Here is a 20,145-nt window from a genome sequence, read left to right on the forward strand (position 1 = left end):
CTCATCCTCCAGTGAATTTCACCCTTCATATACGCAGGAACGTGCGCAGCGGAAACAAATTTCGCCTTGACGTCTCCATGAATGTTTTGTTTGTATATGAATGTAGCACTTCTTGTCATCAGACGAGTTGCGGTCGCCGCGAAGGCGGCACCCAGGGAGGATACCAATGAACAGACTGCTTTCCGGCGTCTCCGCCGGTGCATTGTTGCTTGCATTTGGTGCAGGCGCAGCCCTTGCCGGCGACCTGCCCGGCAAGTTCCAAGGCGTGACCGTCGACGTGAAGCTGATCGGCGGCCAGCAATATGAAAAGCTCTACGAACGGATCCCGGAATGGGAGAAGGCGACTGGCGCCAAGGTCAACATCCTGACCAAGAAGAACGGCTTCGATATCGACAAGGAGCTCAAGTCCGACATCGCCTCGGGCAGCACCAACTGGTGCGTCGGCTGGAACCATTCCTCCTTCGCGCCGCAATATACCGGCCTCTACACCGACCTCAGCAAGTTGCTGCCGAAGGAAGAGATCGACGCCTTCGTGCCGTCGACGATCAAGGCGGCAACCATCGACGGCAAGCTGGAGATGCTGCCGCGTGCGCAGTTCGACGTTTCGGCGCTCTACTACCAGAAGAGCCTGTACGAGAACGCCGACAACAAGACCAAGTTCAAGGCGAAATACGGCTATGACCTGGTGCCGCCGGACACCTGGAAGGAAGTCACCGACCAGGCCGAGTTCTTCGCCAACCCGCCCAATTTCTACGGCACCCAGTTCGCCGGCAAGGAAGAGGCGATCAACGGCCGCTTCTACGAGATGGTTGTCGCCGAGGGCGGCGAATATCTCGACAAGGACGGCAAGCCGGTCTTCAACTCCGAGGCGGGCATCCGGGCGCTCGACTGGTTCGTAAACCTCTACAAGGCCAAGGCCGTGCCGGCCGGAACCACCAACTACCTGTGGGACGATCTCGGCCAGGGCTTTGCCTCGGGCACCGTCGCCATCAACCTGGATTGGCCGGGCTGGGCCGGCTTCTTCAACGATCCGAAGTCGTCGAAGGTCGCCGGCAATGTCGGCGTCAAAGTCGCGCCGAAGGGTTCGTCCGGCAAGCGCACCGGCTGGTCCGGCTTCCATGGCTTCTCGGTGACCGAGAACTGCCCGAACAAGGAGGCCGCGGCTTCCCTGGTTTGGTGGCTGACCAACGAGGACAGCCAGAAGCTCGAGGCCGCCGCCGGTCCGCTGCCGACCCGCACCGCGGTCTGGGACTGGGACCTGAAGCAGGCCGAAAACGATCCTTACAAGAAGGAGGTTCTTACCGCTTTCCAGGAAGAGGCCAAGCACGCCTTCGCCGTGCCGCAGACGCCTGAATGGATCGAGATCTCGAACGCCGTCTATCCCGAGCTGCAGGCGGCGATCCTCGGCGACAAGACCTCGAAGCAGGCACTGGATGAAGCCGCCGCCAAGGCGACACAAATCCTCCAGGACGCCGGCAAGCTCTAGCAACGGCTCCCAGGGCTGCCTCCCCCATCAGCAATGGGGGAGGCGATCGCGTTGCGCGGGATGCCAGCGGTTTACGCTAACCCTTCGCGCCCAGCCAACGCACCGCCGTCCAAATACAAACACTCAAGGATTCTGATGAAGGGCTTCAAGCCATCCGCGCCATTCCTGCTGCTGCTTCCGGCCATGATCGTGCTGGCGGCGGTGGTGGTGGTGCCGCTGCTTCTGTCGCTCTATTCGAGCTTCACCCCGTTCCGCCTGACGCGGCCCGAAACGTTCTACGTCTTCATCGGCATCCGGAACTATCTTTCGATCCTGTCCAACACCGACTTCTGGTGGGCCTTCGGCCGCACGGTTCTGCTGCTGACCATCGCGCTCAATCTCGAAATGCTGCTCGGGCTCGGCCTCGCCATGCTCGTCGAGAAGGCGACGCGCGGCCAGCGCATCCTGCGCACGCTGATGATGTTTCCGATGATGTTCTCGCCGATCCTGGTCGGCTTCCAATTCAAGTTCATGTTCAACGACAATATCGGCCTGGTGAACAATGCGCTGCAGTCGCTCGGCATCACGCGAGACGCCATACCGTGGCTGATCGAGGGCCATCTCGCCTTCATCGCCATCTCGATCGCCGAGATCTGGTCGTCGACGGCGATCTTCGCCATCCTGATCCTCGCCGGTCTGCTCGCCATGCCCAAGGAGCCGATCGAGGCGGCGCGGGTCGACGGCTGCACGCCGTGGCAGACATTCCGCTATGTGACGTGGCCATTCGTCATGCCCTTCGCCTACATCGCCATGACCATCCGTTCGCTCGACGTGGCGCGCGCCTATGACATCGTCAAGATCATGACCGATGGCGGACCGGCGGGCCGCACCGAACTGCTATGGACCTTGGTGGCCCGCACCGCCTACAGCGACGGGCGCATGGGCATGGCCAACGCCATGGCCTATTTTTCGATCCTGCTGTCGATCGCCTTCACCGTCTACTTCTTCAACAAGCTCGCCGCGGCGCGCACGCAGATCGGTGCGGAGTGGTGAGGATGGACGAGAATTCTTCCGCCCGCCTGAAGCGCCGGCTGCTCGGCATCGTCTATCGCATCGGCCTGTTCCTGGCGATGCTGACCATCTGCCTGCCGGGTCTGTGGATCGTGCTGTCGTCGCTGCGGCCGACGGTCGAGATCATGGCAAAGCCACCGGTGTGGATCCCACAGGAGATTTCGTTCGACGCCTATGTCGCGATGTTCTCAGGCATCGGCAAGGGCGGCATCCCGGTGATTGAATATTTCCGCAACTCGCTGATCATCTCGGTGACCTCGACGGTGATTGCGGTGGCCATCGGCATGGCAGGCGGCTATGCGTTCGCCCGCTATCGTTTTCGCGGTAAATCGAGCGTCTTCCTCGGCCTGATGCTGACGCGCACCGTGCCGGGCATCGCGCTCTCGCTGCCGCTGTTCTTCCTCTATGTGCGGCTCGGCATCATCGACACCCATTTCGGGCTGATCCTCGCCTATGTCGCGCTCAACGTGCCGTTCACCATCTGGCTGATCGACGGCTTCTTCCGCCAGGTGCCCAAGGACCTCGCGGAAGCAGCGCAGATCGATGGCTGCACCCGCTGGCAGGCGTTCTGGCAGGTCGAGTTTCCGCTCGCCGGACCGGGCATTGCGTCGGCCGCGATCTTCGCCTTCCTGACCTGCTGGAACGAGTTCGCGCTGGCCTCGCAGCTGACCCGCTCGGTGAGCGCCAAGACGCTGCCGGTCGGCCTGCTCGACTACACGGCCGAGTTCACCATCGATTGGCGCGGCATGTGCGCGCTGGCCGTGGTGATGATCATCCCGGCGCTCACCCTCACCTACATAGTCCAGAAACACCTTGTCGGCGGCCTGACCTCCGGCGCGGTGAAAGGCTGATCCCATGGCAACCGTTACCCTCACCAAGCTGACCAAGCGCTACGGCACTATTGGGATCGTGCACGGCATCGATCTCGACATTGCCGACCGCGAGTTCATTGCGCTGGTCGGCCCGTCCGGCTGCGGCAAGTCGACGACGCTGCGCATGATCGCCGGGCTGGAGGAAATCAGCGCCGGCTCGATCGAGATCGGCGGACGCATCGTCAACGATTTGCCGCCACGCTCGCGCAACATCTCGATGGTGTTCCAATCCTATGCGCTCTATCCGCACATGACGGTGCGCGAGAATCTCGGCTTCTCCCTGAAGATCGCCGGCGCCGCCAAAGAAGACATGGACCGCCGCGTCGCCGAGGCCTCGGCCATCCTCGGCCTCGACACGTTGCTCGACCGCCGCCCGTCGCAACTGTCCGGCGGTCAGCGCCAGCGCGTCGCGATGGGCCGCGCCATCGTGCGCGACCCCGATGTGTTTCTGTTCGACGAACCGCTTTCCAATCTCGACGCCAAATTGCGCACGCAGATGCGCACCGAGATCAAGAAGCTGCATGCCAAGGTGCAGTCGACAGTGATCTACGTCACCCACGACCAGGTCGAGGCGATGACGCTTGCCGATCGCATCGTCATCATGCGCGACGGTCATATCGAACAGGTCGGCACGCCCGACGAGGTGTTCCGGCGGCCCGCGACGCGCTTCGTCGCCGGCTTCATTGGCTCACCGCCGATGAATCTGCACGAGGCGACGATCGATGACGGCCAGATGGTTTTCGCCAGCGGCGAGAAGCTGCCGCTGCCCGCTCAGTTCAAGGCCAATGTCACGACCGGCGACAAGGTGGTGTTCGGGCTGCGGCCGGACGACATCTACCCGACCGGCCATGGCATCAGTTCCGGTGGCGCGGCCGATGTCCACCAGATCGAGCTGCCGATCACGGTCACCGAACCGCTCGGCAACGAGACGCTGGTGTTCGTTGAATTCAACGGCACGGACTGGGTGTCGCGCATGCTGAACCCGAGGCCACTGCGGCCGGGCGAGCGGGTCGCCATGAGCCTCGACATGTCGCAGGCGCATCTGTTTGCCACTGAGACCGGAAAGACACTGCGGAGCTGATCGGCATGGCCAGAATCGAGAAAGTCGACCTTTGCATGGTGGACCTTGTGCCCAAGGTCAAGCGCACCGACGCGATCCAGAGCTTCGTCAGCCAGGAAACGCCGATCGTCACGATCACCGATTCCGACGGTGCGGTCGGCACCGGTTACAGCTACACGATCGGCACCGGCGGTTCGTCGGTGATGCGGCTGCTCTCGGACCATCTGGTGCCGCGCCTGATCGGCCGCGATCCCGACATGATCGAGGCGATCTGGCACGATCTCGAATTCGCCACCCATGCCACGACCATCGGTGCCATCACCGCCATCGCGATCGCCGCCATCGATACAGCACTCTGGGATCTGCGGGCCAAGAAGCAAAACCTGCCTTTGTGGAAACTGGCCGGCGGCGCCAAGGATCGTTGTCCGCTTTACACCACCGAAGGCGGTTGGCTGCACATCGAGACGCAGGCGCTGGTCGACGATGCGCTGGCCGCCAAGGCGAAGGGATTTCGCGGCTCGAAAGTCAAGATCGGCAGGCCGCACGGGTCGGAGGATCTTGCCCGCCTGTCGGCGGTGCGCAAGGCGGTCGGCGACGGCTACGAGATCATGACCGACGCCAATCAGGGGTTTTCGGTCGACGAAGCGATCCGGCGCGCTGCGAGGCTGCGTGAGCTCGACCTCGCCTGGATCGAGGAACCGCTGCCGGCCGACGACATCGACGGGCATGTGCGGTTGTCGAACTCGACGCCGACGCCGATCGCCATCGGCGAGTCGCTCTACTCGATCCGCCATTTTCGCGAGTACATGCAGAAAGGCGCCTGCTCGATCGTGCAGGTCGATGTCGGCCGTATCGGCGGCATCACGCCCTGGCTCAAGATTGCGCACGCGGCAGAGGCCTTCGACATTCCGGTCTGCCCGCATTTCCTGATGGAACTGCATGTCAGCCTGACCTGCGCTGTTCAGAACGGCCGATATGTCGAGTACATTCCGCAGCTCGACCAGTTGACCGGCAAGCGCATGCGCATCGAAGATGGCCAGGCGCTGGCGCCCGACGAACCGGGAATCGGCATCGATTGGGACTGGGACGCGGTCAAGGCCATGAGCATCGCCGAATTCACCACGGCGATCACGAAATAGGAGACTGATATGCAGCGGATGGGGATGATTCTCGGACTGAAGCCGGAAAAGGTCGAGGAGTATGTCCGCCTCCATGCCGCCGTCTGGCCCGGCGTGCTGACCATGATCTCGGCCTGCAACATCAAGAATTATTCGATCTACCTGAAGCGGCCGGAGAACCTGCTGTTTTCCTATTTTGAATACCACGGCACCGACTATGCCGCCGACATGGCCAAGATGGCGGCCGACCCGAAGACGCAGGAATGGTGGGCCGTCTGCATGCCCTGCCAGGAGCCGCTGGCGACCCGCCAGGAGGGCGAGTGGTGGGCCGAGATGGATGAGGTCTTCCATCATGACTGAAGGCGGCTTCGACCCTGCCTTGCTCGTTCAATCCTGGCCAAAACCCTCAAGACCCCGGCCGATCGTCACCTTCGGCGCGGGATCGATCGTCGGCGACGCGCATTTCCCAGCCTACCGGAAGGCCGGCTTTCCGGTTGCCGGGCTTTATGATCCTGATCATGTCAGGGCTGAAAAGCTGGCCAGCCAATGGGGCGTGACGGCCTTTGGCTCGGTCGAAGAAGCGACTGCTGTCGAGGGCGCGATCTTCGACCTTGCCACCCCGCCGTCGCATCATGCCGATGTGCTGAAGTCCTTGCCTGACGGCGCGGTGGCGCTGATCCAGAAGCCGATGGGCAGCAATCTTGCCGAGGCGACCGCGATCCTCGAAATCTGCCGCGCCAGGAGGCTGCACGCGGCGGTGAACTTCCAATTGCGCTTCGCGCCAATGATGCTGGCGCTGAAGGATGCCATCGGCAAGGGCTGGCTCGGCGAGATCGTCGACTTCGACGCCTGGCTGGCGCTGGCGACACCATGGGAGCTTTGGGAATTCCTGCTCAAGGCGCCGCGCGTCGAGATCGCCATGCATTCGATCCACTATCTCGACCTGATCCGGCAGTTGCTCGGCGACCCCAGAGGCGTGCACGCCAAGACGCTCGGCCATCCCAACCATAAAGTGGCGCAGACGCGCACCAGCGCCATTCTCGACTATGGCGACACCGTGCGTTGCGCGCTGTCGATCAACCACGACCACAAATTCGGTCGCCGGCATCAGGCCTGCGAGTTCCGCATCTGCGGCACAGAGGGTGCCGCCTATCTCAAGCTGGGTCTCAACCTCGATTATCCCACAGGCGAACCGGATGTATTGGAGATCTATCCGAAGGGCGGAACGGGCTGGATCGCCGTGCCCTTGGCCGGCGAGTGGTTTCCCGATGCCTTCGTCGGCCGCATGGCCAATGTCCAGCGCTTTGCGGCCGGAGAAGATGATACGCTGATAAGCCCCGTCGAAGATGCCTGGAGCACGATGGCGCTGGTCGAGGCGGCGTATCAGTCGAGCGCGGCACCGGCGACGCCGATTGCGGAAAGACCCTGATGGAACAGATCCAGTATTTCGAGGATTACGAGATTGGCGCGTCGCGCCTAACAAGCGGCCGCACCATCACCGAGACCGACTTCATCGTCCATGCCGGCCACACCGGCGATTTCTTTCCGCACCACATGGACGCCGAGTACATGAAGACGACGCCATTCGGCCAGCGCATCGCGCATGGCACGCTGGTGTTCTCGGTCGGCATCGGGCTGACCGCGAGCGTCGTTAACCCTGTCGCCTTTTCCTACGGCTACGACCGGCTGCGCTTCATCAAGCCGGTGTTCATCGGCGACACAATCCGCACGCGCACCACCATCGCGGTCAAGGAAGACGATCCCAAGCGGCCGGGTTCAGGACGGGTGACCGAGCGGTGCGAGGTGATCAACCAGCGCGGCGACGTGGTGCTGGCGGCAGACCACATCTACATCGTCGAACGCAGGCCGGCGCAGGGCTGAGACTCGGGAAAGTCCTACGAGCCGGTAGCGCGCTTGGTAATGCGCTCCAGCCCGAGCAAGAGAACCAGCGTCGCCACGACCAGGATCATTGTCAGTGCCGCGCCGGCAAAGATGTCGCCGCGATCGGTAAGGCTGAAGATCGAGACCGGCAGCGTCACCCAACCCGGCGGGTAGACCATGACGGTGGCGCCGAGTTCCCCCATCGACAGCGCGAAACTGAGACCGAAGGCGGCGACCAGATAGGGTGCGAGCAAGGGCAGTGTGACGTGCCAAAGCCGGTAGGCCGGGCGAGCGCCGAGGCTCGATGCCACCTGCTCGAAGTCGGGCGAAAGCCGCGCCAGTCCAGCCGAGACATTGCCGAAGGTGAAAGCCGAGATCAGCACGAAATGCGCGATCATGACGATCGCGATCGTGCCGTTGAGCAGCAGCGGCGGATGGCTGAAGGCAACCAGCAGGCCAAGGCCGACAGACACCGAAGGGACCGCGCTTGGGATGAAGAACAAAAGGCCGAGCAGCCGCCGCAAGGCATGGCCCTGGAGGCGCAGCGACAGGGCCGCCCAGGTGCCGCTGACCAGCGCCAGCGCGCTGGCCAGGAAGCCGGTGACCAGGCTGGCCTTGACCGCTCTGCCGGCGGCACCGGAAATGACATCAGTGTAGTGCTCCGTCGTCAGGCCGTTGGGCAGCACGCCGTTCCACTGGTCGGCGAGGCTGGACAGGAGGATGACCGCGAGCGGCGCCAGGAACAGCACGCCGAAGATCAGTGCGAAGAGCACCCACAGGACAAGACGACCGGAGCGTGACCAGACCAGCATGGGCTAGGCTCCCAACCGGCCGGCGGCGAAACGGTAGAGGCCAAACAGGCCGAGCGACAGCGCGATGTTGACGACGGCGATGATACAGGCGACCTGATAGGCCGATTCCTGGATCGCCTTGCCATAGATCAGCAGCGGCAGGGTGATGACGCCCTTGGCGCCGATGAACAGCACGATGCCGAATTCGTTGACAGTCAACAACAGGCAGAGGCTGCCGCCGGCGATGAGTGCCGGGATTGCCGCCGGCAGGATGACCTGGCGAACGATGCGAAACGGCCGCGCGCCGAGCACGCTCGCCGCTTCGATCTGGCCACGGTCGACCAGCGAAAAGGCGGCGAGCAGCGGCCGCAGGATGAAGGGTGTGTAGACAGTGACCTCGGCCAGGATCACACCCCACGCGGAATAGAGGAAATCGACGGGCGGCAGCGGCAGCGAAAAGGTCTCCATCAGCCCGGCATTGAGCATGCCGGCGGAGCCATAGAGGAAGGTGAAGGCAAGCGTCACCAGGAATGTCGGCAGCGCGATGAAGGTATCGATCAGCCGGGCGATGAAGCCGCTGCCGGGGAACGGCACGAAGGCCAGAATCAGCGCCAGCACGAGGCCGACGACCAGACATCCGGCCGTCGCCGCGACCGAGATCGACACCGTGTTGATCAGCGCGTTGAGGAAGAAGCGCGAATGCAGCACGCGGATGACTTCGGCGACATTGGCGACGCCACTGTCGTCGAGGAAGGCCTGGCGGGCAATCAGTGCCAACGGATAGAAGAACAGCAGCGCCAGCAGGGCCGCCGGTGGCACTATCCACAATTTACCCGACGAGAGCTTCATCGCCGGCGCAGGGATGGCGACCGCCTCAGACACCGGCGTCTTCCGGGAGAAGCGAGGTGTCGGCGGGCGCGAAGAACAGCGGCACCTTGGCGCCGGGTTCGGGCAAGGCGATCGGCAGCCTGGTCGCCGAGACACGCACCGGCGTGCCGTCGACGTCGAGCACGAGATGGGTCAGTTCGCCCTGCCAGTGCACTTCCTGGAGCGTGCCCACGATGCGGTTGGTATGGTCGCTGTCGGCGGTCAGGCTGAGATGCTGCGGCCTGATACAGAGCAGGCTCTTGTCGCCGGCCTTCTCGTTGCGGCCGGCGCCGGTCAGCAGCGCGTCACCATGCCTTGCCGTGGCAAATCCCTTCGACCCGACGGCCTCGGCAACCGTTACCGGAAGAAGATTGGCGCGGCCGAGGAACTCGGCCGTAAAACGGTTTGGCGGGCGGCGGTAGAGTTCGGTCGTCGGTCCATGCGAACAGACCCTGCCGTCGCGCATGATGGCGATCTTGTCGGCAAGCGTCAGTGCCTCGGTCTGGTCGTGGGTGACATAGAGGATCGTGAGGCCGGGCAGGCTGCGGTGCAGCCGGGCAATCTCCTCGACCATGTTGCGGCGGATCTGGGCGTCGAGCGCCGAGAGCGGCTCGTCGAGCAGGAGCACGCGCGGCCGCACGGCCAAGGCACGCGCAATCGCCACGCGCTGCTGCTGGCCGCCCGAAAGCTCGCGCGGATAGCGCCGGGCATAGGCCGACATGCCGACAGTGCCCAGCGCATCCTTGATCCGCTCACCGATCAGCGCCTTGTCGGCGCCCTGTGCTCTGAGGCCGAAGGCAACGTTGTCCTCGACCCGCATATGCGGAAACAGCGCGTAGTTCTGCACCACCATGCCAAGGCCGCGCTCGTAGGGCGGCAGATCGGTCACATCGGTGGCGCCGATGCGGATCCGCCCGCTGGCGGGTCGCACGAAGCCCGCCACGGCGCGCAAGGCCGTCGTCTTGCCGGATCCGGATGGGCCGATCATCGCCAGGATCTCGCCAGGTGCGATATCCAGGGTCAGCGGATGCAAGACGACATGCGCGCCATAGGCAACGCTGACCTTGTCGAAATGGACATTGGAGCCGGCGCCGCGAACCTTCGCGGCGTCGATGTCCATGACACTGGTACCAGTAAAGGCTGCGGCCGACATGGCGTGGTCCTCCGGGTTTCCCTTGCGGATCAACTTCCGGTCGCTTCGTTCCAGCGCTTGACATAATCGGGCAGCTTGCTCAGCGCGTCGTCCCAGTTCGGCGACCAGATGGTCACGCCTTTCATCGCCTCCTGCGCCTTGGCGAAGTTGGCGTCATCCGGCTTGACGTCCTTGCGAGCCGGCATGCCGAGCGCAACGGAACTGATGCTCGACTGGGCTTCCTTGGAGAGCAGGAAGTCGATCAGTTTCTTGCCGTTGTCTGCGTTGGGTGCGCCGGTGACCAGGCCGATTTCATAGGGCAGCGCGAAGGTGGAGCGCACACCGTCAGGTCCAGCCGGCCAGAACACCTTGATATTGGGATTGTCGGCCATCTGCGACATGTTCATCTGCAGATCGCCATTGGCGACATGCAGCTCACCCTTGTTGACCAGCGCGGTCAGCTTGCCGGTCGAAGCGGAGGGGCCGACATTGTTGTCCTGCAGCTTCTTCATGAACTCGAAGCCGGCATCCTCGCTGCCGAAGGCGTGGATGATCTGCAGCATGACGGCGGTGCCGTCACCGGCCTGGCCGGGGGTAGAATACTGGATCTTGCCCTTGAACTTCGGGTCGAGCAGGTCGTTGTAGGCCTTTGGCGCTTCAGGCAGGACGGCACTGTTGTAGATGAAGTTCATATAGTTGTTGACCAGCGGCCGGTACTTGTCTGTGCCGCCATCGATCTGGTCGGCGGCTTCCGGCTTGTAGTCCTGCAGCAGGCCGTCAGCCGCGGCCCGCTGCACGAAGGGCGGCAAGGTCACCAGCACGTCGGCCTGCGGATTCGACTTTTCCTTGGCGACACGCTCGACGACGCCGCCGGAACCTGCCTCGATATACTGCACGGTGATGCCGGTGGCCTTGGTGAAGGCGGCGAATTCGGTCTCGAACCAGCTGCCATTGCCGTCATGCAGGCCGTCGGCGGAATAGATGGTGACGACGCCGTCGGCGAGTGCCGGTCCGACAAGAGCCGACGACGCCAACAGCGACGCGGCGAAGGCCATAGCTATGGTTGCCTTTTGCGATTTCATGCTCAGTTCCCCTGTGATTGATGGCACATTCTGCGATGCACTGTGACGATCTCGCCTGTAGGCCGGAGCCTTATGCGGCACCGTTCGATCTCGTCGTTGTGCCGACTTTGGGGACTGACGATCGATAAGTAAAATCTATTTATTTTATGAGAGGCAAATTTTACCTGATAGTTGTCATGGAACTGTCGCAACGCTGGCCTGGCTTCGATTCCGGCCTCGCGGAAGGCCCGCGATTGGGTGCAGAGATGGTGATGGTCAGCCAAATGAAACCCCAGATGTCTGCGCCCGCAGCCGCGGGTCGAACGAACGAACGGTAACCGGCCGGCCTTCGAGAATTTCGAAGCAGCGCGCGAGCGTGTCGTCTTCGAGCCGGCGCATGGCCCCCTGCGTGAAGAAGGTGAGATGCGGAAACAGGATGACGTTGTCGCGGCCGAACAGCGCGCTCATCGGATGGCCCGATTTGGCCAGCGGCTCGACCGAATAGACGTCGAGCCCGGCGCCGCCGACGCGCCCCGAGATGATCGCCTCGACAAGGGCGGCCTCGTCGATCAGCGCGCCGCGCGAGACGTTGACGATGATAGCGGAAGGCTTCAGGCAAGCGAGCTCGGCTTCACCAATCAAGCCGCGCGTCCTGTCGTTCAGCACGCAGTGGAGGGAAACGAAATCGCAGGCGCGCAGCATGACGTGGAGGTCTTCTACCTTCTCGATGCCGGCGGTGCGCATGGTTGCGACATCGACACCGGGATCGAAGCCGAGAACGCGCGCATGAAATCCTTGGCCTGCCATGCGCGCCATGCTGCGGCCGATCTTGCCGCAGCCGACGAGCCCAAGCGTGGCGCCGGACATGTCGCGCCCCAGCCAGCGTTGCTCGGGCCAGATCCAACCATCACGTGACACCGCCGCGGTGATGGAGGGCAGCCGCTTGGCCAGCGCGATCATCAGCGCGAAGGCGCCTTCGGGGACGGTTTCCTCAGCATAATCCGGCACGTTGACAACGGGAATGCCACGCCGCATCGCGGCGGGGATGTCGATGGCATCGACGCCGACGCCATATTTGACAATGCCGTTCAATCTGGGAGCCGCCTCGATCACCCGTGCGGTGATCGGCGTGTAGCACATCAGCAAAAGATCGGCGTCCGCAACGGCCTGCATGAGATCAGCTTCGGGGATGCCGTCCGGCAGCGTCACCAGTTCGACCCCCCTCGCCCGCAAGCCGGCGTCGATGCCGGGACATTCGAGTTCGCGGTCGGTGCGCACGGCCTTCACGGTCAGGCCGCCAGCACCGTTCGCTCGACGATGTCGAGCGCGCCGTCGAGGTCGGTTTTCGAAATGACCAGCGGCGGCGACAGCGTCAACACGTTGCCTTGGCTGATCTTGAAGCTCAGCCCCTGTTCAAGGCAAGCATAGAAGACGCGCTCGGCGAGATCGCGTGCCGGCTGGCGCGTATCGCGATCCTCGACGAGCTCGACGCCGACCATCAGTCCCCTGCCCCTGACGTCGCCGACATGGGGCGAGCGCGCCATCAGGTGCTGCATGCGCCCTAGCATGTGCCGACCGAGTTCGGCCGCGCGCTCGACCAGCCCTTCCTCCAGGATGATGTCGATCGTCGTCAATGCGGCGCGGGTCGTCACCGGGTTCTTCTCGTGGGTGTAGTGGCCGATCGCGAAGCCACCGGTGACGTCGAGATCGCGGCGCGCGATGATGGCGGCGATCGGCAGGACGCCGCCGCCGAGCGACTTGCCGAGGACGACGATGTCAGGCGTCACATCATCATGCTCGTGCGCGAAGAATTTGCCGGTCTTGCCAAGGCCGGTCGGGATCTCGTCGAAAATCAAGAGCGTGCCGTGCCGGTCGCAGGCCTCGCGCACCCGCTTCCAGAAGCCCGGCGGCGGCGGGTTTGGCGTCGCCCGCATCGGTTCGGCGACGACCGCCGCCACGTCCTGCTCGCGGCCAAGGACGTAGGCAATCATGTTGGCGCAGGCGAGGCCCGATGCTTCCAGGGAATCGTGGCCATAGGGGCAGCGATAGCCGTCCCAAGGCGCGACGTGCTCGGTGCCGGTCATCATCGGGCCTGATATGTGCGAGCGGAAGGTCGCCTCGCCACCAACGCTTGCTGCGCCAAAGCCGGCGCCATGGAACGCATCCCAGAACGACACCGTCTTGAAGCGGCCGGTCGCGGCGCGGGCGATCTTCAGCGCGACCTCGATGGCGTCCGAGCCGCCTGTGGTGAACAGCACTTTGCCGAGATTGCCGGGCGCCAATGCCGCCAGCTTCTCGGCCAGTTCGACGGCGGGCTCACAGGTGAAACGGCGCGGCGCAAAGCAGAGCTGATCGAGCTGCTTCTTGATGGCGGCCACAAGCCTCGGGTGGCCATAGCCGAGGTGATGGACGCTGTTGCCGTGGAAATCCATGAAGCGGCGACCGGCGGTGTCCTCGATCCAGATGCCTTGCGCCTTGGCGATCGTCGACAAACAGGGGCTGGACAGGCTCTGGTGCATGAAGGCGGCCGCGTCGCGATCGAGCAGGCCGCGGATCCGCGGATCGCCCTGCCCGGCATCCCAGCGACCGCGAGCCGCTGTGGTGTTGGAATCGCCTTCGGTGTGCACAAGTTCAGATATCGCGGCCATCATGGTCTCCGAAATGCGAATGAGGGAGCGGCGAACGCTCCCTCGATTGTTCTATCCGTCAATGCCGTCCGGTCAGGACCAGGGCAGCGAAAATGTCTTCACATTGGTGTAGCTCTTCATCGCTTCGATGACGCCTTCCTTGTAGCCGTTGCCCGAATCCTTGATGCCGCCGAAGGGCGACATCTCGATGCGATAGCCCGGCACTTCCCAGATGTTGACGGTGCCGACCTGAAGGCCGGCGATGTATTTCTGCATGCGCGGAAAAGAGTTGGTGCAGACGCCCGACGACAGGCCGAAGGCGGTCGAGTTGGAGAGCGCAATCAACGCCTCGTCATCGTCCGGCGCACGCACGATCGGGATGATCGGCCCGAAGGTTTCTTCCATGACCAGCTCGGATGTATGCGGCACGCGATCGACGACGATCGGCGGCAGCAACGCGCCCTGGCGGCCCGGATTGTAGAGAATGTCGGCGCCTTGCTCGGCAGCCATGTGGACGCGGGCTTCGAACAGCGCCGCCGCCTTCTCGTGCACAACCGTACCAAGGTCGGTCGCGCGGTCCATCGGATCGCCGAAGCGGATCTTCTTCGCCCGCTCCAGCACCAGCGGCACGAAACGGTCGGCGACACTTTCCTGGACCAGGATGCGCTTGACCGCCGTGCAGCGCTGGCCGGAGTTTTTTGTCGCTCCGGCCACTGCTAGGTCCGCCGCCTTTGCCAGATCCTCGTCCGACAAATCGTTGAGGATGATTAGCGGGTCGTTGCCGCCGAGCTCCAGCACCTGGCGCTTGTAGCCGGCGGTGCGGGCGATCATCTTGCCGACCGGCACGCCGCCGGTGAAGGTGATCAGGTCGATGTTGTCGTTGGTGATCATCTCGTTGCCGATATCGGCCGGCCAGCCGGTCACCACCGACAGCATTTCCGGCGGCAGGCCGGCTTCATAGAGAATGTCGGCCAGGAGAAGTGCGGTCATCGGCGTCAGTTCGGTCGGCTTGACCACCACGCAATTGTTGGTGGCGATCGCCGGCGCCACCTTGTGCGAGACCATGTTGAGCGGATGATTGAACGGCGTGATCGCCGAGATCGCCTTCAACGGCTCGCGGGTGGTGAAGATCTTGCGCGCCTTGCCGTGCGGGGTGAGGTCGCAGGAGAAGATCTGGCCGTCATCCTGGATGCACATCTGTGCCGACAGCGTGAACACGTCATAGGCGCGGCCGACCTCATAGAGCGAGTCCGTCTTGGAGATGCCGAGCTCGAGCGTGATGAGATCGGAGATTTCATCGCGGCGCGAGGCCAATGCCTCGGCGGTGCGGAACAGTATCTGCTGACGCTCGTAGCGGGTCAGCCTCGATTTGTAGCCGGCGGCGATCTCGAATGCCTGGCGGGCGTGATCGGCGCGGCCGGCCGGAACGGTGCCGATGACGGTGTCGTTCCAGGGATAGCGAACCTCGACGACGCTTTCGGCATCGACTTTTTTGCCGGCAATGCGCATCGGCTCGTGGCGAACTTTGATGGCGGGGTCGAGCTTGGTCATGGGTTCTGCTCCAGCAGATTCTTGTTGCGCGGAGGATTCGACCCCCACTCCGGCCCTTCGGGCCACCTCTCCCCCGATCGACGGGGGAGAGGAAATCAGGCGAGGTCAGTGCCTCAACGTTTTCAGGCTAAGCCGCGGCTAACCCTGGCGCCTTTCCTCTCCCCCGTCGATCGGGGGAGAGGTGCCGAGCGAAGCTCGGCGGAGTGGGGGTCGACATTGGCTCAGCCCGCCAGCGCCGCCGCCATCGTCGCGTAATAGAAGGCATCGAAATTGCGCAGCGTCGGCTCGTTCGGCAATTCTGGCAACACACGATTGACGATGAACGGCACCTCCTGCTCGGTCAGCCCGCCATGCGACCGTAGCGGCTCGTTCAGAGCCGCCAGGTCATGGCGATGTTCCGAGGTGCCGATCGTCTTGTTCTCGGTCGAGATCAGCACGATGTCGCCGATGCGATCGGCCGGCAGTTCGAAGCGCTCGCAGGCGGTCGGGCTGTCGACGACCAGCATGATGCCATCGATCCTGGCCAACCGCGCCATGATGCCGGCCTGGTCGGCGCCGTCAGGCAGATAGGCGGTGGCGAAGGAACCCAGCGCGCCATGATGCACGACATAGGGGTCGGTGATCGGCAGGATGACGCGGGCGGCGTCCTTGCCCAGCCACTCGTCGAGAATATCCTGGACGTAGACGACGTCGGGCGAGCCGTCGGCCTTGTGCTTGGGCTTCATACCATGGTCGGCGGTGACGACGATGGCAGCACCCAGCGCATCGAGCTCGGTCAGGTACTTGTCGAACATCTCGTAGAAGGCGTTGGCCTGCGGCACGCCGGGCGCATATTTGTGCTGCACATAGTCGGTGGTCGTCAGGTACATGATGTCGGGGCGGAACTCCTTCAGCAGCTGCACGCCGGCGGCGAAGACGAATTCCGACAGCTCGGCCGAATAGACCTCCGGCACCGGCAGCCCAAAGTGCTTCGAGGCATTGTCGATGCCGTGCTCGGCTTTGCTGGTGGTGTCGGATTTTTCAGCCGAGAAGCACAGCGCGCGGCCTTCGTCGAAGGCGAGGCCCTTGCCAAGCAAGGCACGCAGCTTGTCCTTGGCGGTGACCACGGCGACCTTGGCGCCGGCATCGTAGAAGGCCTGGAAGATGGTCGGCGCGCGCAGGAAGCGCGGGTCGTTCATCATCACTTCCTTGCCGGTCTCGCGCTCATAGAGATAGTTGCCGCAGATGCCATGCACCGACGGCGGCCGGCCGGTGGCGATCGACAGATTGTTGGGGTTGGTGAAGCTCGGAATGACCGAGTGCGCAAAACGCACCGTGCCCTTCTGCTTGATCCTGACCAGCGCCGGCATCAGCCCGGCCTCGATTGCCTCGTCGAGATAGGCCGGCTCGCAGCCGTCAAGGCAGATGGCGATCGCCGGCACGCGCGGCCAGGCGTAGGTGCGGCCGTTGACCGCGACGTTGATGGGAGACATCTGGTTCATCTGATATCCTCGAAGTCGGCCGCTTCAGGCGGCGAGTTTGGCGCGTTCGGCAAGTGCCGCGGCGGGTGGGGCGGCGGTGTCGACGCCCATTTCATGAAGCGAGAACGCCGCCGCCTCGACGACGCGGCGCATGACATGTTCGTCCATCTGGCCGATGCAGCCGACGCGGAACGAATCCACGGCGGTCAGCTTGCCCGGATAGATGATGAAGCCCTTGTCCTTCATCAGGTCGTAGAAACGGTCGAACGCGAAACTGGCATGAGCCGGGTTGAAGAAGGTGACGATGATCGGCGACAGCCAGCGATCCCGGAGCAGTGTCTCGAAACCGAGGTCGCGCATGCCGGCCACCATGACGTCGCGGTTCCTCGTATAGCGGGCGCCACGGCCGGCGACGCCGCCTTCGGCCTCATGCTGGCGCAGTGCTTCGAGGAAGGCGGCCACGACATGCGTCGGCGGCGTGTAGCGCCACTGGCCGGTCTTGTTCAGGTGCGCCCACTGAGCGTGGACATCGAGCGACAGCGAATGGCTCCTGCCTTTGGCGGCGTCCAGTTCGCTCTTGCGGGCGATGATGAAGCCAAAACCCGGAACGCCTTCGATGCACTTGTTGGCGGACGAGACCATCGCCTCATAGCGGATTTCGTTGACGTCGAGCGCCACGGCGCCGAACGCACTCATGGAATCGACCAGCAGCTTGCGACCCTTGGCATGGACGGCTTCGGCAATTTCAGCGACCGGGTTGAGGATGCCGGAACTGGTCTCGCAATGGATGGCGATGACATGGGTGATATCAGGGTCGGCCGCGAGGGCCGCTGCCACCTCGTCGCCGCGCGGGGGCAGATAGTCGCCCTTGTCGATCAGCGTATAGGCGCGGCCGAGATACTGCATGGTCTGCGCGGCGCGCAGGCCGTAGGCGCCGTTGGCCAGCACAAGAACCTTGCCGTCCCTGGGCACGAACGACCCCAGCATCGCTTCGACGCAGAAAGAACCGCTGCCTTGCATCGGCACGCAGTCGAACTCATCGTTCCTGTCCCCGGTCAGCGCCAGCAGCCGGCGACGCATATCCGATGTCATGGCGCGGAAGTCGCCGTCCCACGATCCCCAGTCGCGCAACATCGCCTGCTTGACCGAATAGGCCGTGGTGAGCGGCCCCGGGGTCAGAAGATACGGCTCGCCCAGCGCCGGGCTGGCCTGCGGCTCCGCGGCAAATTTCGTCTCGGCGAGCATGTTGTCCTCCGCTCGATCTGCGTTCGATGTGGCCTTATTCTTGGCCTGAATGATCTATTTGTAAAATCGTTATTTTGTATCGATGTATCGATTTTAGTAATGACCTGCCGGGCGGGAATCCGTCCTCAGGCCAGTGCAGGAGCCCTCACTTCCGCAGCCCCTCTCGCCAGCCGGCTTTCCAGCAGATCACCGCTCTGCGTCAGCAAGGGATAAGCGACCGAGGTCATCAGCGAGTTGATCTCCTTCAGCGCCCGCACGGCCTTCAGGTGGATGTCGCTGGTGTCGATGCTCTGCGGCATTCCCGATTGCAGGCGCTTGAGGTGACGGTCGTGGCTCGTGCGTTCCAGTCTGCGCATCCGCTCCTTCTCGACGACGAGTTGCCGCGCCGAATCGAGATCGCTCGACACCAGCACATTGAGTGCAAGCTGCATGTTGGCCATGACACGGTTGTGAAGCCCGGCCAGTTCGCTCCAGCCGTCGCGTGAGAAGCGCAGGTTCTTGTCACGCAGCTCCTGGGTGAGCACGAGCAGGTTCTTGGCGACGATGTCGCCGGCGCGTTCGAGATTGATGGCGAAGTCGGTGAGCTCGATCCCGCGCTGCGCTTCGGCCACGCTCATGCTGCCGCGATTGACTTCGGCAATGTAGAGCTTGATTTCGGTATGGGCGCGGTTGACCTCCTCATCGAGTTTTTGGGCCTGGCGTATCTGGTCGCCGGTGCCGGCGTCGAAGAAATCCATCACTGGGCGCAGCATCACCTCGACGACTTCGCCCATGCGCAGCAGCTCGCGGGTCGCACTGGCTAGCGCAAGACCGGGTGTGCGCATGACGGTGCGGTCGAGCGCGCTGGTTCGGCGCGACATCAGGTCTCCACCCTCTCCGGCCTTTGCCACCGGCCTGTCTGCGATCAACAAGGCGACCAGCCGCTCCATCATGCCGGTGAACGGCAAGCAGCAGATGACCAGCACCAGATTGAAGGCAAGGTGCAGGTTGACCAGCTGGCGGCCTTCGGTTGCGCCGAACAGATGCGCCGGGAGGGTCACGGCCTGAAGCGCGAACAAAGCCGTCAGCGCCGCCGTGCCGCGAAAGATCAGATTGCCGAGCGGGATACGGCGCGCCTCGACGGCTTCGCCGCGCGTCAGCCAAACCGCGATCAGCGCGCCGCCGCAATTGGCGCCGAGGATGAAGAACAGACCGACCTCGACCGGCAAGACGCCTTGCGCGGCAAGCGTGACGAACAGCAGGATCGCCGCGACGCTGGAGTGGATCAGCCATGTGAACAGGGCAGCGGCGGCAAAGGCGGTGAAATAGTCCGCGCGCAGATAGGAAATCACCAGTGGCAGCAAGGTGCTCTGCCGCATCGGTGCGGTCGCCTCGCCGATCATATGCAGCGACAACAGGACGAAGGCGACCCCCATCAGGATTCGCCCGCTATGCCTGATGCCAGCCACTTCGAACTTCAGGGCCATCGCGCCGCCGACCAGGATCAGCGCCGGCACAAGCCAGCTGAGGTCGAACGACAGCACCTGCACGACCAGGGCGGAACCGAGATCGGCGCCCAGCAGGATCGCCAGCCCGGCCGACACCGAAACCATGCCGCTGGCGGCAAACCCGGCCGCCAGGATAGCGACGGCGGTCGAGCTCTGCAGCAGCACGGCAAGCACGGTGCCGACACCGGCCGATCTGATCCGCTCACCCCGGGCTTGCCTCAGGGCATCACGCAAAGTGAGCCCGCAGGCCCGCTCGACAGCCTTGCGCACCATATGCACGGCCCAGAGCAGCAGCATGACCGCACCCGCCAGATGCAGCAGGATGATGGAAAATTGCATGGCGACGCCTCCGGTGCCAACGGCCGGCAGGGATGTCGACCCATGCTCAGGCTGAGGGTCGGCAAAACATAAGTCAAATCGTTCCTTTCGATCTTTTCCTAAGCAATCCTTATGATAA

At 63.5% G+C, this 20,145-nt stretch carries 18 protein-coding genes; 8 read left to right on the forward strand and 10 right to left on the reverse strand.

The window, feature by feature from the left end; genetic code table 11:
* Positions 1–166 precede the first annotated feature (166 nt).
* The 8 genes from A9K65_RS28850 to A9K65_RS28885 all read left to right on the forward strand — a co-directional run bounded on the left by A9K65_RS28850 (position 167) and on the right by A9K65_RS28885 (position 7,467).
* A complete protein-coding gene (locus A9K65_RS28850; protein WP_064995037.1) occupies positions 167–1,486 on the forward strand; it encodes a sugar ABC transporter substrate-binding protein in 1,320 nt (439 codons plus the stop codon).
* A gap of 135 nt (positions 1,487–1,621) precedes the next feature.
* Positions 1,622–2,518: a sugar ABC transporter permease gene (locus tag A9K65_RS28855; RefSeq protein WP_013533025.1), complete on the forward strand. Its 897-nt coding sequence runs from the start codon at positions 1,622–1,624 to the stop codon at positions 2,516–2,518.
* 2 nt (positions 2,519–2,520) lie between these two features.
* Positions 2,521–3,387, forward strand: a complete 867-nt coding sequence (locus A9K65_RS28860; RefSeq protein ID WP_063171551.1) for a carbohydrate ABC transporter permease — start codon at positions 2,521–2,523, stop codon at positions 3,385–3,387.
* Positions 3,388–3,391: 4 nt separating this feature from the next.
* Positions 3,392–4,489: a sn-glycerol-3-phosphate ABC transporter ATP-binding protein UgpC gene (ugpC, locus tag A9K65_RS28865; RefSeq protein WP_064995036.1), complete on the forward strand. Its 1,098-nt coding sequence runs from the start codon at positions 3,392–3,394 to the stop codon at positions 4,487–4,489.
* A gap of 5 nt (positions 4,490–4,494) precedes the next feature.
* The gene (locus A9K65_RS28870; RefSeq protein WP_064995035.1) at positions 4,495–5,607 is read left to right on the forward strand and encodes a mandelate racemase/muconate lactonizing enzyme family protein; all 1,113 of its coding nucleotides are present in this window, start codon (positions 4,495–4,497) and stop codon (positions 5,605–5,607) included.
* Between the two features lie 9 nt (positions 5,608–5,616).
* Positions 5,617–5,946: an L-rhamnose mutarotase gene (locus tag A9K65_RS28875; RefSeq protein ID WP_063171549.1), complete on the forward strand. Its 330-nt coding sequence runs from the start codon at positions 5,617–5,619 to the stop codon at positions 5,944–5,946.
* Positions 5,939–7,015: a Gfo/Idh/MocA family oxidoreductase gene (locus tag A9K65_RS28880; protein ID WP_064995034.1), complete on the forward strand. Its 1,077-nt coding sequence runs from the start codon at positions 5,939–5,941 to the stop codon at positions 7,013–7,015. The genes A9K65_RS28875 and A9K65_RS28880 overlap by 8 nt, the downstream gene beginning before the upstream one ends.
* Entirely contained in the window at positions 7,012–7,467 is a 456-nt protein-coding gene (locus tag A9K65_RS28885) for a MaoC/PaaZ C-terminal domain-containing protein (protein ID WP_064995033.1), read from the forward strand. Before A9K65_RS28880 ends, A9K65_RS28885 begins: the two co-directional genes overlap by 4 nt.
* Before the next feature lie 14 nt (positions 7,468–7,481).
* Here A9K65_RS28885 and A9K65_RS28890 read toward each other — a convergent pair whose 3' ends face one another.
* From A9K65_RS28890 to A9K65_RS28935, 10 genes are all read right to left on the reverse strand, one after another.
* Entirely contained in the window at positions 7,482–8,279 is a 798-nt protein-coding gene (locus tag A9K65_RS28890; protein WP_013533032.1) for an ABC transporter permease subunit, read from the reverse strand.
* 3 nt (positions 8,280–8,282) lie between these two features.
* On the reverse strand, positions 8,283–9,140 hold the full coding sequence (locus A9K65_RS28895; RefSeq protein WP_063167537.1) for a 2-aminoethylphosphonate ABC transporter permease subunit: 858 nt from the start codon (positions 9,138–9,140) through the stop codon (positions 8,283–8,285).
* Positions 9,133–10,278, reverse strand: coding sequence for an ATP-binding cassette domain-containing protein (locus A9K65_RS28900; protein ID WP_024502486.1), 1,146 nt, complete (start codon positions 10,276–10,278; stop codon positions 9,133–9,135). The genes A9K65_RS28895 and A9K65_RS28900 overlap by 8 nt, the downstream gene beginning before the upstream one ends.
* Before the next feature lie 29 nt (positions 10,279–10,307).
* On the reverse strand, positions 10,308–11,339 hold the full coding sequence (locus tag A9K65_RS28905; RefSeq protein ID WP_013533035.1) for a 2-aminoethylphosphonate ABC transporter substrate-binding protein: 1,032 nt from the start codon (positions 11,337–11,339) through the stop codon (positions 10,308–10,310).
* Between the two features lie 255 nt (positions 11,340–11,594).
* Positions 11,595–12,605: a C-terminal binding protein gene (locus A9K65_RS28910; protein ID WP_064995032.1), complete on the reverse strand. Its 1,011-nt coding sequence runs from the start codon at positions 12,603–12,605 to the stop codon at positions 11,595–11,597.
* Positions 12,606–12,607: 2 nt separating this feature from the next.
* Positions 12,608–13,966: an aspartate aminotransferase family protein gene (locus A9K65_RS28915; RefSeq protein ID WP_063167535.1), complete on the reverse strand. Its 1,359-nt coding sequence runs from the start codon at positions 13,964–13,966 to the stop codon at positions 12,608–12,610.
* A 72-nt stretch (positions 13,967–14,038) separates the two neighbouring features.
* Complete coding sequence (gene phnY, locus A9K65_RS28920) at positions 14,039–15,496, reverse strand: phosphonoacetaldehyde dehydrogenase (RefSeq protein WP_064995031.1); 1,458 nt, start codon at positions 15,494–15,496, stop codon at positions 14,039–14,041.
* Positions 15,497–15,717: 221 nt separating this feature from the next.
* Positions 15,718–16,977 carry a phosphonoacetate hydrolase gene (gene phnA / locus A9K65_RS28925; RefSeq protein ID WP_064995030.1) on the reverse strand — a complete coding sequence of 420 codons (1,260 nt, stop codon included), beginning with the start codon at positions 16,975–16,977 and terminating at the stop codon, positions 15,718–15,720.
* A gap of 24 nt (positions 16,978–17,001) precedes the next feature.
* Entirely contained in the window at positions 17,002–18,201 is a 1,200-nt protein-coding gene (locus A9K65_RS28930; protein WP_064995029.1) for a 2-aminoethylphosphonate--pyruvate transaminase, read from the reverse strand.
* 125 nt (positions 18,202–18,326) lie between these two features.
* Positions 18,327–20,027: a Na/Pi cotransporter family protein gene (locus A9K65_RS28935; RefSeq protein WP_064995028.1), complete on the reverse strand. Its 1,701-nt coding sequence runs from the start codon at positions 20,025–20,027 to the stop codon at positions 18,327–18,329.
* Positions 20,028–20,145 lie beyond the last annotated feature (118 nt).

It is taken from the genome of Mesorhizobium sp. WSM1497, from assembly GCF_001672455.2.
In the GTDB taxonomy this organism is placed as follows: domain Bacteria; phylum Pseudomonadota; class Alphaproteobacteria; order Rhizobiales; family Rhizobiaceae; genus Mesorhizobium; species Mesorhizobium ciceri.

Coding starts and splice junctions, on each gene's coding strand:
- A9K65_RS28850 (WP_064995037.1), top strand. CDS start 167: ATGAACAGACTGCTTTCCGGCGTCTCCGCCGGTGCATTGTTGCTTGCA.
- A9K65_RS28855 (WP_013533025.1), top strand. CDS start 1,622: ATGAAGGGCTTCAAGCCATCCGCGCCATTCCTGCTGCTGCTTCCGGCC.
- A9K65_RS28860 (WP_063171551.1), top strand. CDS start 2,521: ATGGACGAGAATTCTTCCGCCCGCCTGAAGCGCCGGCTGCTCGGCATC.
- ugpC (WP_064995036.1), top strand. CDS start 3,392: ATGGCAACCGTTACCCTCACCAAGCTGACCAAGCGCTACGGCACTATT.
- A9K65_RS28870 (WP_064995035.1), top strand. CDS start 4,495: ATGGCCAGAATCGAGAAAGTCGACCTTTGCATGGTGGACCTTGTGCCC.
- A9K65_RS28875 (WP_063171549.1), top strand. CDS start 5,617: ATGCAGCGGATGGGGATGATTCTCGGACTGAAGCCGGAAAAGGTCGAG.
- A9K65_RS28880 (WP_064995034.1), top strand. CDS start 5,939: ATGACTGAAGGCGGCTTCGACCCTGCCTTGCTCGTTCAATCCTGGCCA.
- A9K65_RS28890 (WP_013533032.1), bottom strand. CDS start 8,279: ATGCTGGTCTGGTCACGCTCCGGTCGTCTTGTCCTGTGGGTGCTCTTC.
- A9K65_RS28900 (WP_024502486.1), bottom strand. CDS start 10,278: ATGTCGGCCGCAGCCTTTACTGGTACCAGTGTCATGGACATCGACGCC.
- A9K65_RS28905 (WP_013533035.1), bottom strand. CDS start 11,339: ATGAAATCGCAAAAGGCAACCATAGCTATGGCCTTCGCCGCGTCGCTG.
- A9K65_RS28915 (WP_063167535.1), bottom strand. CDS start 13,966: ATGGCCGCGATATCTGAACTTGTGCACACCGAAGGCGATTCCAACACC.
- phnY (WP_064995031.1), bottom strand. CDS start 15,496: ATGACCAAGCTCGACCCCGCCATCAAAGTTCGCCACGAGCCGATGCGC.
- phnA (WP_064995030.1), bottom strand. CDS start 16,977: ATGAACCAGATGTCTCCCATCAACGTCGCGGTCAACGGCCGCACCTAC.
- A9K65_RS28930 (WP_064995029.1), bottom strand. CDS start 18,201: ATGCTCGCCGAGACGAAATTTGCCGCGGAGCCGCAGGCCAGCCCGGCG.
- A9K65_RS28935 (WP_064995028.1), bottom strand. CDS start 20,027: ATGCAATTTTCCATCATCCTGCTGCATCTGGCGGGTGCGGTCATGCTG.